This is a genomic window from Sinomonas sp. T428B (assembly GCF_056780155.1).
The window spans coordinates 929,688-946,771 of the sequence record NZ_JBRAZR010000001.1 but is presented as its reverse complement, the minus strand read 5'-3'; the positions used below and the strand labels follow the sequence as shown (position 1 = coordinate 946,771).

Sequence of the window (17,084 nt, the reverse complement as noted above, 5' to 3'; positions counted from 1 at the left end):
GGCGGGGGCGCCTCAGCGCCCGAAGGCGGCGCCGAAGGCCTTGAGGGCGTCGTCGGGGTCGGCGGCGGCGTAGGCCTCCATCCCCACGGTCCCGGTGTACCCCGCCTCGGCGAGCGCCCGGTGGACGGCGGTGTAGTTGACCTCCCCGGTGCCGGGCTCGCAGCGGCCCGGGACGTCCGCGACCTGGATCCCGCCGACCCACGGCAGGGCCTCGCGGACCAGCTCGATGAGGTTCCCCTCCCCGATCTGCGCGTGGTACAGGTCCAGCATGAGCCGCACGTTGGGGTGGCCGACGGCGCGCACGAGCGCGAGCGTGTCCTTCGCCCGGGCGAGCGGGATTCCCGGGTGGTCCACGATCGTGTTGAGGTTCTCGAGGCAGAACGTGAGCCCGTGCCGCGCGCCGAGCTCGCCGAGCCGCTCGAGCGTGCGCGCGGCCGTGAGCCACATGGTCCCGTCCGAGCGCCAGTGCGGCCGGGCGGCCCGCCCATCCACGAGCTCGGCCGGGTGGACCACGAGGCGGTCGACGCCGAGCTCGAGGGCCGTGGGGATGAGCGCCTCGGCGGTGCTCACCACCTGATCGGCGGTGTCCGGCTCGACGAGCGAGCCGGCCGCGTAGCCGGTCATGGAGGAGATCCTCGCGCCCGTGGCCTTGAGGGCGGCGATGTCCTTGGTGCGCGAGTCCCACATCTCGATCTCGAACCCGGCCTCGTGGATGCGCCGGACGCGCTCCGCGAACGGCAGGTCCGTGAAGACCATCTCGGCGCAGACGGCGAGCCTCACGCGCGCACCCCCTCGGCCTCGGCCGGCGCAGCCGCCGGCGAGCCGGCAGCGGCCGGCGCGGCGCCGCCGTCGTGCGCGGGACCGACGAACGAGCCCTGGACCTGGACGGTTGCGCCCGTCTGCACCGACTCGACGCAGGCGCGGGCGACGGCGAGCGCCCGCCGCGCGTCGGGCAGGCCCGGCGTGAGCGGCACGCCGTGGTCCGGGGCCGGGGTGCCGTCGCGCCGCGCGGCGACGTGCGCGGCGAAGTCGGCGAGCTCGTCCCGGTACGCGTCGGCGAAGAGCTCGACGTTGAGCCGCGGCGTCCGCGCGGAGAGCCCCTCGGCGCCGTAGCGGACGGCGGCGGTCTCGGTCGCGCGGCCGGCCTGGACCATGCCGGCCGAGCCGAAGACCTCCCCGCGCACGTCGTAGCCATAGAGGGCGGAGAAGCTGGCCTCGGCGACGGCGATCGCCCCGTTCGCGTAGCGCACGGTCACGACCGCCGTGTCGAGGAAGCCTACCTCCTTGAACGCGGGCTCGACGAGCGCGCCGGCGACGGCGTGGACGTTCACGGGCTCCGACCCGGCGTTGAACCAGTGCAGGGCATCGAAGTCGTGGATGAGGGTCTCGAGGAACACGGTCCAGGCCGGGATCCCGGCGGCGTGCGGGATGCTGCCGGTGCCGGGATCGCGCGTGAGCGAGCGCAGGAGCTGCGGCGTGCCGACGGCGCCCGCGGCCACGTCGCGCCGCGCGGCGAGGAAGTCCGCGGCGTAGCGGCGGTTGAAGCCGATCTGCCAGTGGATGCCCGCCTCGGCGACGGCGGCCTCGACGGCGGCGAGCTCGTCGAGGCCGAGCGCGCCGGGCTTTTCGCAGAAGACGTGCTTGCCCGCGCGGGCGGCGGCGATCGACAGCTCGGCGTGGAAGCGGGCGGGCCCGGCGATGACGACGGCGTCGATCGCCGGATCGGCGAGGAGGTCGGCGGGGTCTGGGGTCACGGCCGGGACGCCGAGCTCGGCGGCGAGCGCGGAGGGGGCCTCGACGGCGGGGTCCGCGATCGCGGCCAGGACCGCGCCCGGGATGGCGAGGGCGAGGCTGCGGGCGTGGAAGGCTCCCATCCAGCCGGCGCCGATGAGGCCGACGCGGACGGGCTCGGGGCGGGCCGAGGCGATGGGCAGGTAGCTCATGGTGGTCCTCTCGGGGGCGATCCGGCGGAGCTCACGCGGCCGCCGTCTAGATCGATCTAGTCCTGCTGGTCCCGCCAGTGTGGCACGCTCGACGCCCGCTGTCTAGATCGATCTAGTACAGTGGCGGGAAGAGCCCAGAGCATCGAGGGAGGGAGCCATGGCCAAGCGGCCCACCATGGCGGACGTCGCCGCCGAGGCCGGCGTATCGCGCGCGCTCGTCTCGATCGTCTTCCGCGGCGCGCCGGGCGCGAGCGAGGCGACCCGCGAGCGCGTGCTCGCCGCCGCCGAGCGGCTCGGCTACCGGCCGGACACGCGCGCCCGGCTCCTGCGCAGCGCGCGCAGCGGCCTGCTCGGCGTCGTCTTCGCGCTGGACGGCGCCTTCCACGCCGAGCTCGTCGAGGCCCTCTACCCCGCGGCCGCCGCGGCCGGGTTCGACCTTGCGCTGAGCGCGCGCGGGCCGCGGCGCACCGAGGCCGAGGCGGTCGGCTCGCTCCTGGACTTGGGCGTCGAGGCGCTGCTCGTGCTCGCCCCGGACACGCCCGCGGAGGGGCTCGCGGCCCTCCCCCTGCCCGTCGTCGCGGTCCTCGAGCAGGCCGGGCACGACGGCGTCGCGAGCGTCGCGACCGACGAGGCCGCCGGGATCGGCCTCGCCGTGGAGCACCTGCGCGGCCTCGGGCACGCGCGGATCGCGCACCTCGACGGCGGCTCGGCCGTCGGCGCGGCGGCCCGCCGCGAGGCCTTTGCGGCGCTCCTGGGCGGGCAGGCCGCCGTCGTGCCCGCCGGGGCCACCGACGCTGCCGGCATGGAGGCCGCCCGTGCCCTCCTGGCCCTCGCGCGGGAGAAGCTGCCCACCGCGGCGCTCGTGTTCAACGACGAGGCCGCGCTCGGCGTCGTCCACGTGCTGCGCACCGCGGACGTCCACGTGCCGGAGGACATCTCCGTGGTCGGCTACGACGACTCGCGGCTCGCGGCGCTCGCCCACGTGGGCCTCACGAGCGTGCGCCAGGACCCCGACGCGCTCGCCGCGGCCGCCGTCCACGCCGCGGCGGAGGCGCTCGAGGGGCGGCACGAGCACGTCCTCGTGGCGCCCTCGCTCACGGTGCGCTCGAGCACGGCGCCGCCGCGCGCCGTCGTCCGCTAACCAGGCCGCCCTCAACTCCCCCATTCGACGGGGCCGGTGCGCGCCTGACCTCCGGACTGCGTCAGAAAGTGCACAACCCACGGCCGGAACCGCCCCGGATCAGGCGATCCCGGCCCGAGTTGTGCAGTTTCTGACGGTCCGCCCGCGCTACTCCCCCGGGAACACGATCGCGGCCTGGCGCCTCAGCTCGTCCGCGACGCGCAGGGCGAGGATGCTCAGCCCGAGCGGCCGCTCGGCGACCTCGGTCTCCCCTGCGGCGATGGCGCGGGCCGCGGCCGCCGCCTGGAAGTGCAGCCCGTCGACGTGGCTCCCGGCCTCGCCGTCCCAGCGGTGCACGGCTCCGTCGGCGGTCCGGACGGTGAGGCCGCCGGGGCTGTTGAATGGGCCGTCGAACGTGAGGGCTGCCTCCGTGCCGACGACCGTGAGCTGGGCCGGTGTGAAGCCGAGCATCGTCGTCGTGAGCGTGGCCTGCGCCCCGCCCGGGAACCCGAGCAGCGCCGAGAGCTGCCCGTTGACCCCCGAGGGCAGCGCCGACCCGAGGCCGAGGACGCGATCCGGCTCGCCGAGGAGGTCGGTCGCGAGCGCGAGCAGGTAGATGCCGAGGTCGAGCAGCGGTCCGCCTGCGAGGGCCTGGTCGTGGGCGCGGTGGGCCTCCGGGAGGAACTCGCCGTAGTCGCCGATGACGGCGGTCAGCTCGCCGAGGCGGCCGCCGCGCACGAGCTGCCGCGCGACGTCGTACGAGGGCAGGAACACCGTCCAGAGCGCCTCGGCGGCGAAGAGCCCGCGGGCGCGGGCGGCCTCGGCGACCTTCTCCGCCTCGGCAGCGCTGATCCCGAGCGGCTTCTCGATGAGCACGTGCTTGCCGGCCTCGAGCGCGGTGAGGGCCACCTCGAGGTGGGCCGTGTGCGGGGTGGCGACGTAGACGACGTCGACCTCGGGGTCCGCGGCGAGCGCCTCGTAGGAGCCGTGCGCGCGAAGCCCCCGCGGGCCGGCGAAGGCCGCAGCCCGCTCGGGGGAACGCGAGCCGACGGCGGTCACGCGCTGCGTGCCGTGGCGGGCGAGGGACCCGGCGAAGCGCTCGGCGATCCACCCGGGCCCGGCGAGGCCCCAGCGCAGGCTCGGCGCGTCGGCGGGGTCCGGGACGCGGGAGGCGGGGAACGCGAACGCGCTCACGCGTACACCACCGGCACGAACGCGCCGCCGGCGTCGATCGAGGCGGCCAGGGCCGCGGCGACCTCGGAGGCGCGCAGCCCGTCGCGGGCGCTCGCGAGGGGCGACGGTGCGCCGGTCCGGAGCGCGTCGACCCACGCCTGGAGCTCGATCCGGTAGGCGTCCGCGAAGCGGGGCCGCCAGTCCGTGGGGTAGTCCGTGGCGCGGCGCCGGTCCGCGCTGAGCTCGAGCAGGGGCGCCTCGGTGAAGCTCGCGGTGCCGCGCTCCCCCACGAGCTCGAGCCGCGTCGAGTAGCCGTACTCGGCGTTGAGGAACAGCTCGAGGGTCACGAGCGTGCCGTCCGCCATGCGCAGCAGCATGAAGGCCGGGTCCTGGAGCCCGGCGGGCGCGAGCGAGGTGGCCTTGCGGCCGGGCAGCCACGCGGCCTCGGCGACCTCGGTCCCGAGGAGCCAGGGCATCGAGTCGAGCTCGTGGATCGCCGAGTTGGTGATCGCGGAGACGTTGGTCGCGTCCGGGGCGGAGCGGACGTTGCGGCTCACGCAATGGGCCACGAGCGGCTCGCCGAGCTCGCCTCCGGCGAGGCGGCGCCTGAGCTCGGTGTGCGCGGGGTCGAAGCGGCGCATGAAGCCGAGCGAGACGAGGCTGCGCCCGAGCTCCGCGGCGACGGCCTCCTCGGCCTCGACGACGGCGCGGCCCTCCGCGACGGTCGGGGCGAGCGGCTTCTCGCACAGCACGGGCTTGCGGGCGTCGAGGCACGCGAGCAGGAGCTCGGCGTGCGTCGAGTCGTGCGAGGCGATGACGACGGCGTCCACGTCGGGGGCCTTGATGAGAGCCAGCGGGTCGGTGGTGCTGCGCGCGCCGGCGGGGCGGGCGGCCTGGGCGGCGCGCTCGGCGTCGAGGTCCGCGACGAGCTCGACGGCGGCACCGCTCACCGCGCCCGCGAGGTTGCGCACGTGGTCCGCGCCCATGATCCCGGCGCCGACGACGCCCACTCTGATGGTCATGCCTGTCCTTTGCTCGACAATGATGGAACGTTCCAAGGTCAGCCTACCGGCGGTCGACTTTGTCCTGTCAAGGTCTCTCGATTGCGGTGTTGCACGACGACGGCGCGGGGCGGCTGGGTGCCGCACCGCGCCGTCGTGCGTGTCCCCCGGGCCCGAGGTGGGTGGGGGTCAGGCCCGGGGCGCCTCCGCGGCCTCTGCCGCTTCTTGGGGTACGTCGGCCCGCGACGCCTCGGCCTTGGGCGCCTCGGCGGCGACCGCGGCGGCCTCGGCCTTGGCCTCCTTGAGGGCCTGGCTGTGGCCGCCGAGCTGCTCGAGCTCGTGGGCGAGCTCGGCGAGCTCCGCGCCGCCGGCCATCTGGGCGGTGAGCTCCTCGAGGGTGATGTCCTTCTTGTCGTAGTAGCCGATCGAGCGTCCGCGCTTGAGCAGGAGGAACCTGTCGCCCACGGGGAAGGCGTGGTGCGGGTTGTGGGTGATGAAGATGACCCCGAGGCCGCGGTCGCGGGCCTGGAGGATGTAGCGGAGCACGACGCCGGACTGCTTCACCCCGAGGGCCGCGGTGGGCTCGTCGAGGATGAGGACCTTCGCGCCGAAGTGCACGGCGCGGGCGATCGCGACGCACTGCCGCTCGCCGCCGGAGAGCTGGCCGATGGGCTGCTCGACGTCCCGCAGGTCGATGCCCATGTCGGCGAGCTCCTTCTTGGTGATCTCCTTCATCCGCTGCACGTCCATGCGCCTGAAGGGGCCCCAGCCGGTGGTGAGCTCGGAGCCGAGGAAGAAGTTGCGCCAGATGGGCATGAGCGAGACGACCGCGAGGTCCTGGTAGACCGCGGCGATGCCGGAGTCGAGGGCCTCGCGGGGGCTCGAGAGCCTGCGCTCCTCGCCCATGATCGTGAAGGTGCCCTCGTCGTGCTGGTGCAGGCCGGCGATGATCTTGATGAGCGTGGACTTGCCGGCGCCGTTGTCGCCGAGCACGCACGTGACGCGGCCGTTGTCCACGGCCATGGTCACGTCCCGCAGGGCGATGATGTTGCCATAGTGCTTGCCGACGCCGTCGAGCTTGAGCAGGTGCACGGGGCGGTCGGTGAGCGGGTCCGTCTCGTCGGCGAGGAGGGTCTTGTTGCTGATGTGCTGGGCCGCACTGTGCTGGGCCATGGAGGTCACGTCCTTGTCCTACTTGAGTTCCGCGCGGCGCTTGACGATGAGGTTCACGATCGTGGCCAGCAGGAGCATGAGGCCGAGGAAGAACTTGAACCAGTCCGGGTTCCACTGGGCATAGACGATGCCCTTGTTGGCCATGCCGAAGATGAACGCGCCGATCGCGCCGCCGACGGCGGAGCCATAGCCCCCCGTGAGCAGGCAGCCGCCGATCACGGCCGCGATGATGTAGAGGAACTCGTTGCCCACGCCCTCGCCGGACTGAACGGCGTCGAAGGCGAACAGGTTGTGCATGCCCAGGATCCAGCCGCAGAAGCCGACGGCCATGAAGAGGCCGATCTTGGTCCGGGTCACCGGCACGCCGACGGCACGGGCAGCATTGGCGTCGCCGCCAGAGGCGAAGATCCAGTTGCCGACGCGGGTGCGGATGAGCACCCAGGTGGCCACGGCGACCAGGGCGATCCAGAAGAACACCGTGATGTTCACCTGCACCCCGCCGATCACGATCGAGGAGGCGAAGATCGTCCGGGCCGAGTCGAACCCGTCCATGGTCGAGATCGACGGGGAGGAGACCGATCCGCCGATGGCCCGGGTCAGGGCCAGGTTGAGGCCCGTGAGCATGAGGAAGGTCGCGAGCGTGACGATGAAGCTCGGCAGCTTCGTCTTGATCAGGATCCAGCCGTTGACGAATCCGATGGCGAGCGAGACCACGAGGGCGAGCCCGACGCCGACCCACACATTCACGCTGAAGTACCACGAGAACAGGGACGCGGTCAGCGCCGAGGAGATCACGGCGACCCCGGTGGAGAGGTCGAACTCCCCGCCGATCATGAGCAGCGACACGCCGACGGCCATGATCCCGATCGTCGATGCCCCGTACAGCACGGTCGCGAACGCGTTGGGCTGCAGGAACGTGCTCGAGACGAGCGAGAAGAAGACGAACAGGACGACGGCGCCGACGAGCGCCCCGACCTCGGGGCGGCCCAGGAGCTTCTGGAGCGGGCTCCGCCGCCCCATCCGCTCGTCCGCAACGGGAGCGGGCGCCGAAGGCAATGTAGCTGTGCTTGCCATGGAAAGAACTCCTTGTCAGTTCGGGCCGCGCGGCGGGGGCGGGGAGCCTCCGCCGCGCGGGCCCGGATCCTCGAACTAGCGGATGCCCTGCTCGGCGAACTTGAGGACGTCCTCCGCGGACGTCTTGTCCACGATCGTCGGCCCGGTCAGCACCGGCAGCCCGCCGCCGACCTTGAACCCGCCGCGGCTCGCCTGCCAGAGCGCATCCACGGAGCCGTAGCCCTGCAGCCACGGCTGCTGGTCCACCGTGAAGAGCACCGAGCCGTCCGCGATCTTGCCCGCGAGTTCAGCATTCATGTCGAAGCTGGCCACCTTGGCCTGGCTTCCCGCGGACTGCACGGCCTTGAGGATCGTCAGGGTGTAGGGCGCACCCAGGCCGATGATCGCGTCGGCGTCGGCCGTCGCCTGCAGCTTGGCGGTCACGGTGGAGGACACCTGGGTCATGTCCGTGCCGGTGACGTAGAGAGTCTCCGAGGCCGGGACCTTCGCCTTGACGCCGGCGCAGCGATTCTCGAGGCCCACGTGGCCCTGCTCCTGGATCACGCAGATCGGGTGCTTGACCCCGAGGGAGTTCAGCTTCTCGCCCACGGCCTCGCCGGCGAGCTTCTCGTTGGAGCCGAAGTGCGTGAACGCGCCGATCTCCTTGAACACGCTCTCGCCCGCGTTGAGGCTCACCACGGGGATGCCCGCGTCCGTGGCCTTCTTGATCGCATCCTTGAGCGCATCCGGCTTGGCCAGCGTGACGGCGATTCCGTCCACCTTCTGGTCCACCGCCTGCTGGATCAGCTGCGCCTGCCGGCCGCCTTCGGGATCGGACGTGTAGAGCAGGTCGACATTGTCCTTCTTCGCCGCCTCTTCCGCGCCCTTGCGGACGATGTCCCAGAAGGTATCGCCGGGAGCGGCGTGCGTGATGAGGGCGACCTTGATCTTCGGCGTCGATGCGACCTCGCCACCGCCCCCGCCCCCACCTGTGTCAGCCTGACGGCCTCCAGGTGAACATGCGGCAAGGGCGAGCATCGGCACAGCGAGGGCCGCGACGGCTGCGCGGCGCCAGGAGTACTTGGGCAAGGGAATCTCCTTCGATTCATTGGCCCCGCCGGTCACTCCGCCGGACTGGGGGCCTTGGCTTGATCTTGAGTGATCCACCTCACTCATGTCAATAGTTTGTCCACACATAAGCACTAATCTCGGAGCGCTCCTCGCCCGGCGCCGTGGTATGTCACCCCTTGCAGACATGGGCCTTGGATGGAGAGCGGGCCGAAATCCCCCGCAGGATCGGGGTTGCCAGTGCTAGGATCAACTAGGACAATTTGTCCTATCAAATAAACAAGCGGCTCGGGCGTTCCAGGCCCGACGGCGCGGCCCAAGGAGGGGTCATGGCAGCCAGCCTCAACATCCCCATCGACCGCTCGTCCCCGGTCCCCCTGTACCACCAGGTGGTCCAGGGGATCGAGGCGATGATCCGCAGCGGGGCGCTCGAGCCCGGCTCCAAGCTCGAGAACGAGATCGAGCTCGCGGCGCAGCTCAACCTGTCCCGGCCCACGATGCGCAAGGCGATGGACGAGCTCGTCCGCGCCGGCCTGCTCGTGCGCAAGCGCGGGGTCGGCACCCAGGTCGTGGCGAGCCAGGTGCGCCGGCACCTCGAGCTCTCGAGCCTCTGGGACGACCTCTCCCGCGGCGGCAAGGCCCCCTCCACCAAGGTCCTCGCGTTCCGGCACGGCCCTGCCGAGGCCGATATCGCGGACACGCTGCAGCTGCCGCCCGGCGTCGGCGTCTACCACTTCACGCGCCTGCGCTCGGTCGGCGAGAAGCCGCTCGCGCTCATGGAGAACTGGGTGCGGGACGACGTCGCCGAGCTCACCGAGGGCGGGCTGCGCGAACGCGGCATGTACCAGATCCTGCGGGACGCGGGGGTGAACTTCCGGCTCGCCAACCAGCGGATCGGGGCGGCGATCGCTGACGAGTACCAGGCCTCGCTCCTCGAGACGGCCGCGGGCTCGGCGCTCGTGACCATGGAGCGCACGGCCGTGGACGACACGGGCCGCAACGTCGAGACCGGTCGGCACGTGTACCGCGCCGACTCTTACAGCTTCGAGATGACCCTGGTCTCCCGCTGAACCAGCCCAGCGCGAGACCGCGATCCCCTGACGAAAGGACACCCATGGCAGAGTGGGTCTACCCCCTCGGAACGGCTGCGGACGGAGACTGGCAGGTCTCCCTCGGCGCACACGACTCCGCGACCGCCGTCGACGGCTGGGCGCACACGGGCCTCAAGGTCGCCGAGCTCGCCCCGGGCGCGCCGGTGACCCTCGGCGCCGCCCCCGAGGAGCGCATCGTCGTGCCGCTCGAGGGCGCGTTCGCCGTCACGGTCGACGGCGAGAAGTACCAGCTGCGCGGCCGCGCCTCCGTCTTCGCCGGCCCGAGCGACGTCCTGTACAGCGGCATCGGGCGCGAGGTGGAGATCTCCTCGCCCGACGGCGGCCGGGTCGCCGTCGCCCTCGCCCCCGCCAGGGCCGAGTACCCCACGCGGCTCGTACGCGCCGAGGAGACCCCGGTCGAGCTGCGCGGGGCGGGGAACTGCTCGCGCCAGGTGCACAACTTCGGCACGCCGGCCGCGCTCGAGGCCGACCGGTTCATCGTGTGCGAGGTCATCACGCCGGCCGGGAACTGGTCCTCGTACCCGCCGCACAAGCACGACGAGGAGAAGGACGGCGAGACCTCCCTTGAGGAGATCTACTACTTCGAGACGCGCCTCGCCCCCGGCTCGCCGGTCGAGGGCGCGGGCGCCGCTGCGGGCCGGGACCCGGTCGGCTACGCCCGGGTCTACGCCTCCGACGAGCGGCCGATCGACGTGCAGGCCGAGGTGCGCACGGGCGACGTCGTCCTCGTCCCCTACGGCTGGCACGGCCCCGCGATGGCCGCCCCCGGCTACGACCTGTACTACCTCAACGTCATGGCCGGCCCGGGCCGCGTGCGCGAGTGGCTCATCAGCGACGACCCGCACCACGGCTGGGTCCGCCAGACCTGGGACGCCCAGGCGATCGACCCCCGCCTCCCCTTCACGGCCTGACCATTTCGGTACGCACGACGGCGGGTGCCCTGCCCCTAGGGTGGGGCACCCGCCGTCGTGCGCGCCCGCGGCACCTCGCTCGGGAAACAGCAGTGCCGCCAGCGGCGCACCCTGGAGGGTGCACCGCTGGCGGCACATAGAACCATTGGAGTGGGGGGGTCAGCCGCCCAGGGCCGCCCTCGCCTTGTCGGCGCGTTCCTGCATCTCGCGCAGCTGGTAGCGCGAGACCTCCCGGGCGTTCTCGTCCTCGGCGAACACGCTCGAGACCATGACGGTGTCCTCGCGGTCCAGGAAGCCGATCTCCCCGAGCCCGCCGAAGAACTCGTCCCAGTTGACGTCGCCGTCGCCGATCTTGAGGTGCTGGTGCACGCGCACGTCGTTCCCGGGCGGGTTGGTGATGTACCGCAGGCCGTGGGAGGCGTGGTGGTTCATGGTGTCCGAGACGTGCACGACCCGGATCCGCTCCCCCGCGGCCCGCATGATCGTCAGCGGCTCATCCTTCATGTGGAAGGTGTGCGAGGCGACGTACACCATCCCGACGCTCGGTGAGTTGATGCCGCGGATGACCCGGAGCGCGGCGAGGCCCTCCTCGACGAAGTCGTCCGGGTGCGGGTCGATCGCCACGTGGACGCCCTCGCGCTCGAAGACCGGCACCAGCTCTTCCATGGACCTGTAGAAGCAGGCCTCGGACTCCTCGGGCTTCTCGGGCCGGCCGGAGAACTCCGTGTTCATCTGGGTGCAGCCGAGGTCTACGGTGATCTGGACGGCGCGCTTCCAGTACCGCACGGCGGCCTCGCGCATCGCCTCGTCCGGGCCGGACCAGCGCAGGACGGGCAGCACCGAGGCGACCTGGACGCCCGCGTCGGTGCACGCCTTCCGGAACTGGCGGACGAGCTCGTCGTCGGCCTTCGGGTGCGTGAAGAACGGGATCATGTCCCGGTGCGGGGTCATCTGGAGATACTCGTAGCCGAGCTCCGCGGCAAGGGCCGGGAACTCGAGCAGCGAGTGCGTCGAGTGGAACGGTGTGGGGTCAAGGGCGATCTTCACTGTGCTTCTCCCCCATACAGGGCCGGCTTCTCGCGCAGGACGACGGCGACCTTCTCGCCGCTCTTCTGCGCCTCGACGCCCGCCTCGCAGCAGGCCGCGGTCGCGTAGCCGTCCCAGGCCGTGGGCCCGCCGATCTCGCCGCGCAGGGCCGCGTCGACCCAGGCCTGGACCTCGACGTCGTAGGCAGCGCCGAAGCGCTCGATGAAGCTCGGCGTGACCTGGCCGCCCCAGCGGCCCGCGCGGCGGACGTACGGCCCGCCGTCGCCGCCGATGTCCACGATCCCGTCCTCGAACGCCGCCTGCGTCGCGACCTCGTAGCCGAACTGGGCGTTGACGAAGATCTCGACGTCCGCGAGCACGCCGGACTCGGTCTCGATGAGCACGTGCTGCGGATCGTGCTGGCCCGCGGGCGCCTTCGAGGTGGCCTTGCCGAGGCGGACCTGGACGTTGGTGATCTCCTCGCCCGTGAGGTAGCGGATCACGTCGAACTCGTGCACGACCGAGTCGTTGATGAGCATCTCGTTCGTGAACCCGGCCGGGGTGTCCGGGTTGCGGTGCTTGCAGTGCAGGATGAGCAGCTCGCCGAGCTCGCGCGAGCGGACGAGCCCGCCGAGCTGGGCGTACTCGGCGTCGAACCGGCGCATGAAGCCGACCTGGATCCGCTTCCGGCCGAGCTTCTGCTCCGCCTCGACGATCCGCCACGCGGACTCGGCGTCCGGGGTCAGCGGCTTCTCGCACAGGATCGGGATGTCGAGCTCGAGGGCCTCGAGCAGCGCCTGCTCGTGCAGGAACCCGGGGGTGGCGATGACGACGGCGTTGACGCGCCCGCCTTCGAGGTCGGCGGCGTACGCCTCCGCCGGCGTCGCGAACGCTCCGGCACCCCGGATGTCCGCGACGGCGGCCTTGGCCCGGTCGAGGTCGATGTCGATGACGGCGGCCACCTCGGCGCCGTGGATGCGCGTGTGCAGACGCTGGATGTGGTCAGCGCCCATGCGGCCGGCGCCGATGACGGCGACGCGCAGGTTCTCAGCCATGGAGATGCCTTTCGTGACGGCGGGGAGGGTGTTCAGGAGACCCGCGTGCGGGAGCCGCACGAGAGCAGGTAGGTGCAGGTGCGCTTGGCGATCGGCAGCGGGACGTCGAACGCGACGGGGTACATGTCCTGCTCGACGATGCCGAAGATCGGCCGCTCGAGCTTCTCGACCTCCTCAATGACCTCGCGCAGGTCCGGCAGGCCGCCGGGCGGCTCGGTCATGACGCCGGCCGCGTTGGCCGCGGCGAACGTGAGGTTCTCGGCGCGTACCCGCTCCATGACGCCAGGGTCGACCTGCTTGAGGTGCAGGTAGCCGATGCGCTCGGGGTACGTGCGGATGAGGTCCACGCTGCTCGCCCCGCCGTACTCGGCGTGGCCCGTGTCGAGGCACAGGTTGAGCAGGGCCGGATCGGTGTTCTTCAGGAGGGTCTCGATGTCCTCCTGGGTGAGCACGTGCGAGTCCGCGTGCGAGTGGAACTGCTGCTTGAGGCCGAACTGCTCGTGCAGGCGGCGGCCCAGCTCGTTGTGCCCGGTGAAGAGCGAGTCCCACTGCTCGGAGGTGAGGACCTCGTTCTCGACGGCCTGGCCCGTGACGTCGTCACGCCACATGGCGGGGATGACGACGATGTGCTCGCCGCCCATCGCGGCGGTCAGCTCCGCGACGCGGCGGGCGGGCTCCCACGCCTCCTCCCACTGAGCACGTCCCCGGTGGAACGCCGTGAACACGGTCCCCGCCGAGACCTTCAGGTCGCGGGCCGTGAGCTCGTCGGCGAGCCGGGACGGATCGGTGGGTAGGTAGCCGTAGGGGCCGAGCTCGATCCACTTGTAGCCGGCCTCGGCGACCTCGTCGAGGAAGCGCTCCCAGGGGGTCTGCTTCGGGTCGTCGGCGAACCACACGCCCCACGAGTCGGGGGCGGTGCCGATGATGACCTTGTTCTCAGTCATGATGCGGGAGTCCTCAGTTCGACGGGAAGTTGTAGGAGGCGCCGGAGGCGTGGGTGGGCTCGGGCCAGCGCTGGGTGACGACCTTGGCGCGGGTGTAGAAGGACACGCCCTCCTCGCCGTAGATGTGCTTGTCGCCGAAGAGCGAGCTCTTCCAGCCGCCGAAGGAGTGGTACGCGACCGGGACCGGGATCGGGACGTTGACCCCGATCATGCCCACGTGCACCCCGCGGTGGAACTTGCGGGCGTTGGAGCCCGAGGAGGTGAAGATCGCCGTGCCGTTGCCGTACGGGTTGGAGTTGATCAGCTCGATCGCCTCCTCGACGGTCTCGACGCGGACCACGGACAGGACGGGGCCGAAGATCTCCTCGGTGTAGGCCTCCATGTCGGTGCCGACGTTGTCGATCACGGTCGGGCCGAACCAGAAGCCGCCCTCCTTGCCCGGGACGGTGAACTCGCGGCCGTCGACGACGAGCTGGGCGCCGGCGTCGGCGGCCTTGGTGACGATGCCCTTTATGCGCTCCTTGGACGCGGCCGTGATGATCGGGCCCATCTCGGCGTCCGGGTCGGTGCCCTCGGCGACCTTGATGGCCTCGGCGCGATCCTTGACCTTGCCGACGAGCTCGTCTGCGGCCCCGCCGACGGCGACGGCGACCGAGATCGCCATGCAGCGCTCGCCCGCGGAGCCGAACGCGGCCGCGGCGAGGTGGTCCGCGGCGTTGTCGAGGTCCGCATCCGGGAGGATGATCGCGTGGTTCTTCGCCCCGCCGAGGGCCTGGACGCGCTTGCCGTGCGCCGTGGCAGTCTCCTGGACGTAGCGGGCGATCGGGGTCGAGCCGACGAACGAGATCGCGTCGACGTCCGGGTGCGTCAGGAGCCCGTCGACGGTCTCCTTGCCGCCGTGCAGGACCTGGAACACGCCGTCGGGCAGGCCGGCCTGCTTCCACAGGTTCGCGAGCAGCAGCGACGGGGAGGGGTCGCGCTCGGAGGGCTTGAGGATGAACGTGTTGCCCGTCGCGATCGCGACCGGGGCCATCCACAGCGGCACCATGACCGGGAAGTTGAACGGCGTGATGCCGGCGACGACGCCGACCGGCTGGCGGTAGGAGAACACGTCGATCCCGGTCGAGGCCTGGTCGGAGTAGGCGCCCTTGAGCAGCTGCGGGATGCCGCAGGCGAACTCGATGACCTCGAGGCCGCGGCCGATCTCGCCCTTGGCGTCCGAGATGACCTTGCCGTGCTCGGCCGTGATGAGCTCGGCGAGCTCGTCGACGTGCGCGGCGACGAGCTCGCGGAACCTGAAGAGGACCGCGGTGCGCTTGGCCAGGGAGATGTCGTTCCAGGACTCCGCGGCCTTGCGGGCGTTCGCGACGGCGGTCTCGAGGTCCGCGGCGTCCGCGAGGCGCAGCTCACCGGTCTGCTCGCCCGTGGCCGGGTTGAAGACCGGCTGCGTGCGGGTGCCGACGCCGTTCGTCTCCTCGCCGTTGAGGAAGTGGGGAATGGTCTTGATGGTCATGGTTGCTCCTGAATGGTGCGAATTCTGTGCTCAGCCGAGGAAGGGCTTCTGGCGGGACTTGTGGTCGATGTAGGTCTCGAAGGCCTTCTTCGTGGACTCGAGCTCGGAGGCCCCGGAGACGGGGACGTCCCACCAGGACTCGGAGCTCGGGGCGTCCACGAGCGGGTCGGACTCGATGTGGATCACGATCGGCCCGCTGCCCTCCGGGGCCGCCTTGGCCTTGCCCACGGCGGCCTCGAGATCGGCGATCGCGTTCGGGCCCGGCTCGATCCGGTAGACCGTGACGCCGAGGCTCTCGGCGTTCGTGGCGAGGTCGATCGGGAGCTTCTCGCCGTCGTCGAACGTGTGGTGCTCGCGGTCCAGGGTGCGGTACTTCGTGCCGAAGCGCTGCGAGCCGAGCTGCTCCGACAGCGCGCCGATCGAGGCGTAGCCATGGTTCTGGATGAGCACGGTGATGAGCTTGATGCCCTCCGCGACGGCTGTGACGAGCTCGGTGTGCATCATGAGGTAGGAGCCGTCGCCGACCATGACGACGACGTCGCGCGGCGCCTCCTCGGTGCCGCCCGGCCGACCGGCCGCCCGCTCCGCCTCGTCGAGGGCCGCGCGCTTGACCCCGAGCCCGCCGGGGATCTCGTAGCCCATGCACGAGTAGGCGTACTCGACGTGGTAGCCGAACGGGTCGCGCACGCGCCACATCTTGTGCAGGTCGCCCGGGAGCGAGCCGGCGGCGCAGATGACGACGTCGCGCGGGTCCATCACGCGGTTGACCGCGCCGATGATCGCGTTCTGGGACACGAGCGGGGCGTGGTCCTGGGCGAACGCCTCGTCGACGGTCGCGTCCCAGCGGGCCTTCTCGGCGGCGACCGAGGACTCGAGGTCCGCGCCCGCGCGGTAGCCGCCGAGCGCCGTTGTCAGCTGAACGAGCGCCTTGCGCGCGTCGGCGACGATCGGCAGCGAGGTGCCGTGCTTGTAGGCGTCGATCGGGGCGACGTTGATGTTCACGAACGCGACGTCGGGGTTCTGGAACGCCGTGCGCGAGGCCGTCGTGAAGTCCTCGTACCGGGTGCCGATGCCGATGACGAGGTCGGCCTCGCGGGCGAGGGCGTTGGCCGCCGTCGTGCCCGTGGAGCCGATCGCGCCGAGGGCCTGGGCGTGGTCCCAGGGCAGGACGCCGACGCCGGCCTGGGTCCAGCCGACCGGGATGCCGGTGGCCTCGGCGAGCTCGCGCAGCTGCTCGGTCGCGAAGGCGTAGAGCACGCCGCCGCCGGCGACGATGAGCGGGCGCTTGGCCGCGCGGATGCGGCGGGCGGCCTCGGCGATGTCCTCGGCCTCGGGCTCGGGGCGGCGGATGCGCCACTCGCGCTCGGCGAGGAACTCCTCGGGGACGTCGAGGACCTCGGCCTGGACGTCCTGCGGCAGGGCGATCGTCACGGCGCCGGTCTCGGCGGGGTCGGTCAGGACGCGCAGGCCGTGCAGGAGCGCCGAGAAGAGCTGCTCGGGCCGGTTCACCCGGTCGAAGTACTTCGAGAGCGGCCGGAACGCGTCGTTGACCGTGATGTCGTAGCCGTGCGGCTGCTCGAGCTGCTGCAGGACAGGGTCCGCGGCGCGGGTCGCGAACGTGTCGCTCGGCAGGAGCAGGACGGGGAGGCGGTTCGCCGTGGCGAGCGCCGCACCGGTGAGCAGGTTGGACGAGCCCGGGCCGATCGACGTCGAGACGGCGAAGGTCTGGCGGCGGCGGGTGTGCCGGGCGTAGCCGACGGCCTGGTGGACCTGGGCCTGCTCGTTGCGGCCCTGGTAGTACGGCATGAGCGCCGGGTCCACGACCTGCCACTGCTTGAGCGCCTGGCCGACGCCGGCCACATTGCCGTGGCCGAAGATGCCGAACATGCCGGGGATGAGCCGCTCGCGGAACGTGCTGTCCCCGATGCGGTCGAGGGTGTACTGCCTGCCCAGGAACTCGACGAGCGCCTGGGAGACCGTCATCCTGCGGGT

The 17,084-nt window shown here is 71.8% G+C and carries 15 protein-coding genes; 3 read left to right on the top strand and 12 right to left on the bottom strand.

The features are described 5' to 3' along the window. Positions 1-12: 12 nt before the first annotated feature. Both ACUYMY_RS04430 and ACUYMY_RS04425 read right to left on the bottom strand, forming a co-directional pair. On the bottom strand, positions 13-780 hold the full coding sequence (locus ACUYMY_RS04430) for a TIM barrel protein (RefSeq protein ID WP_481702413.1): 768 nt from the start codon (positions 778-780) through the stop codon (positions 13-15). Beyond that, entirely contained in the window at positions 777-1,943 is a 1,167-nt protein-coding gene (locus ACUYMY_RS04425; RefSeq protein WP_481702412.1) for a Gfo/Idh/MocA family oxidoreductase, read from the bottom strand. Before ACUYMY_RS04425 ends, ACUYMY_RS04430 begins: the two co-directional genes overlap by 4 nt. Before the next feature lie 157 nt (positions 1,944-2,100). Here ACUYMY_RS04425 and ACUYMY_RS04420 point away from each other — a divergent pair, with 157 nt between their 5' ends. Further along, a complete protein-coding gene (locus ACUYMY_RS04420) occupies positions 2,101-3,084 on the top strand; it encodes a LacI family DNA-binding transcriptional regulator (protein WP_481702411.1) in 984 nt (327 codons plus the stop codon). A gap of 147 nt (positions 3,085-3,231) precedes the next feature. On the opposite strand, the gene ACUYMY_RS04415 is transcribed toward ACUYMY_RS04420, so the two are convergent. The 5 genes from ACUYMY_RS04415 to ACUYMY_RS04395 form a co-directional block, all read right to left on the bottom strand. Further along, on the bottom strand, positions 3,232-4,257 hold the full coding sequence (locus ACUYMY_RS04415) for a Gfo/Idh/MocA family protein (protein WP_481702410.1): 1,026 nt from the start codon (positions 4,255-4,257) through the stop codon (positions 3,232-3,234). Beyond that, positions 4,254-5,258: a Gfo/Idh/MocA family oxidoreductase gene (locus ACUYMY_RS04410; RefSeq protein WP_481702409.1), complete on the bottom strand. Its 1,005-nt coding sequence runs from the start codon at positions 5,256-5,258 to the stop codon at positions 4,254-4,256. The genes ACUYMY_RS04415 and ACUYMY_RS04410 overlap by 4 nt, the downstream gene beginning before the upstream one ends. A gap of 168 nt (positions 5,259-5,426) precedes the next feature. Then, a complete protein-coding gene (locus ACUYMY_RS04405) occupies positions 5,427-6,410 on the bottom strand; it encodes an ATP-binding cassette domain-containing protein (RefSeq protein WP_481702408.1) in 984 nt (327 codons plus the stop codon). Between the two features lie 18 nt (positions 6,411-6,428). Beyond that, entirely contained in the window at positions 6,429-7,484 is a 1,056-nt protein-coding gene (locus ACUYMY_RS04400; protein WP_481702407.1) for an ABC transporter permease, read from the bottom strand. 75 nt (positions 7,485-7,559) lie between these two features. Continuing rightward, on the bottom strand, positions 7,560-8,552 hold the full coding sequence (locus tag ACUYMY_RS04395) for a substrate-binding domain-containing protein (RefSeq protein WP_481702406.1): 993 nt from the start codon (positions 8,550-8,552) through the stop codon (positions 7,560-7,562). A 308-nt stretch (positions 8,553-8,860) separates the two neighbouring features. On the opposite strand from ACUYMY_RS04395, the gene ACUYMY_RS04390 reads away from it, so the two are divergent. Beyond that, complete coding sequence (locus ACUYMY_RS04390; protein ID WP_481702405.1) at positions 8,861-9,601, top strand: GntR family transcriptional regulator; 741 nt, start codon at positions 8,861-8,863, stop codon at positions 9,599-9,601. A 44-nt stretch (positions 9,602-9,645) separates the two neighbouring features. Then, positions 9,646-10,554: a 5-deoxy-glucuronate isomerase gene (iolB, locus tag ACUYMY_RS04385; protein ID WP_481702404.1), complete on the top strand. Its 909-nt coding sequence runs from the start codon at positions 9,646-9,648 to the stop codon at positions 10,552-10,554. Between the two features lie 159 nt (positions 10,555-10,713). Here iolB and ACUYMY_RS04380 read toward each other — a convergent pair whose 3' ends face one another. The 5 genes from ACUYMY_RS04380 to iolD are packed head-to-tail and all read right to left on the bottom strand — an operon-like array spanning position 10,714 to position 17,075. Beyond that, complete coding sequence (locus ACUYMY_RS04380) at positions 10,714-11,601, bottom strand: sugar phosphate isomerase/epimerase family protein (protein WP_481702403.1); 888 nt, start codon at positions 11,599-11,601, stop codon at positions 10,714-10,716. Then, positions 11,598-12,635: a Gfo/Idh/MocA family protein gene (locus tag ACUYMY_RS04375; RefSeq protein ID WP_481702402.1), complete on the bottom strand. Its 1,038-nt coding sequence runs from the start codon at positions 12,633-12,635 to the stop codon at positions 11,598-11,600. Before ACUYMY_RS04375 ends, ACUYMY_RS04380 begins: the two co-directional genes overlap by 4 nt. 32 nt (positions 12,636-12,667) lie before the next feature. Beyond that, entirely contained in the window at positions 12,668-13,579 is a 912-nt protein-coding gene (locus ACUYMY_RS04370) for a sugar phosphate isomerase/epimerase family protein (RefSeq protein WP_481702401.1), read from the bottom strand. Positions 13,580-13,592: 13 nt separating this feature from the next. Next, positions 13,593-15,092: a CoA-acylating methylmalonate-semialdehyde dehydrogenase gene (locus ACUYMY_RS04365; protein ID WP_481702400.1), complete on the bottom strand. Its 1,500-nt coding sequence runs from the start codon at positions 15,090-15,092 to the stop codon at positions 13,593-13,595. 30 nt (positions 15,093-15,122) lie between these two features. Next, on the bottom strand, positions 15,123-17,075 hold the full coding sequence (gene iolD, locus ACUYMY_RS04360) for a 3D-(3,5/4)-trihydroxycyclohexane-1,2-dione acylhydrolase (decyclizing) (protein ID WP_481704956.1): 1,953 nt from the start codon (positions 17,073-17,075) through the stop codon (positions 15,123-15,125). Positions 17,076-17,084: the final 9 nt, after the last annotated feature.

What these genes read in the sequence shown, in the direction of transcription:
- ACUYMY_RS04425 (WP_481702412.1), bottom strand. Translation starts at nt 1,943, where the DNA reads ATGAGCTACCTGCCCATCGCCTCGGCCCGCCCCGAGCCCGTCCGCGTC.
- ACUYMY_RS04420 (WP_481702411.1), top strand. Translation starts at nt 2,101, where the DNA reads ATGGCCAAGCGGCCCACCATGGCGGACGTCGCCGCCGAGGCCGGCGTA.
- ACUYMY_RS04410 (WP_481702409.1), bottom strand. Translation starts at nt 5,258, where the DNA reads ATGACCATCAGAGTGGGCGTCGTCGGCGCCGGGATCATGGGCGCGGAC.
- ACUYMY_RS04405 (WP_481702408.1), bottom strand. Translation starts at nt 6,410, where the DNA reads ATGGCCCAGCACAGTGCGGCCCAGCACATCAGCAACAAGACCCTCCTC.
- ACUYMY_RS04400 (WP_481702407.1), bottom strand. Translation starts at nt 7,484, where the DNA reads ATGGCAAGCACAGCTACATTGCCTTCGGCGCCCGCTCCCGTTGCGGAC.
- ACUYMY_RS04390 (WP_481702405.1), top strand. Translation starts at nt 8,861, where the DNA reads ATGGCAGCCAGCCTCAACATCCCCATCGACCGCTCGTCCCCGGTCCCC.
- iolB (WP_481702404.1), top strand. Translation starts at nt 9,646, where the DNA reads ATGGCAGAGTGGGTCTACCCCCTCGGAACGGCTGCGGACGGAGACTGG.
- ACUYMY_RS04375 (WP_481702402.1), bottom strand. Translation starts at nt 12,635, where the DNA reads ATGGCTGAGAACCTGCGCGTCGCCGTCATCGGCGCCGGCCGCATGGGC.
- ACUYMY_RS04370 (WP_481702401.1), bottom strand. Translation starts at nt 13,579, where the DNA reads ATGACTGAGAACAAGGTCATCATCGGCACCGCCCCCGACTCGTGGGGC.
- ACUYMY_RS04365 (WP_481702400.1), bottom strand. Translation starts at nt 15,092, where the DNA reads ATGACCATCAAGACCATTCCCCACTTCCTCAACGGCGAGGAGACGAAC.
- iolD (WP_481704956.1), bottom strand. Translation starts at nt 17,075, where the DNA reads ATGACGGTCTCCCAGGCGCTCGTCGAGTTCCTGGGCAGGCAGTACACC.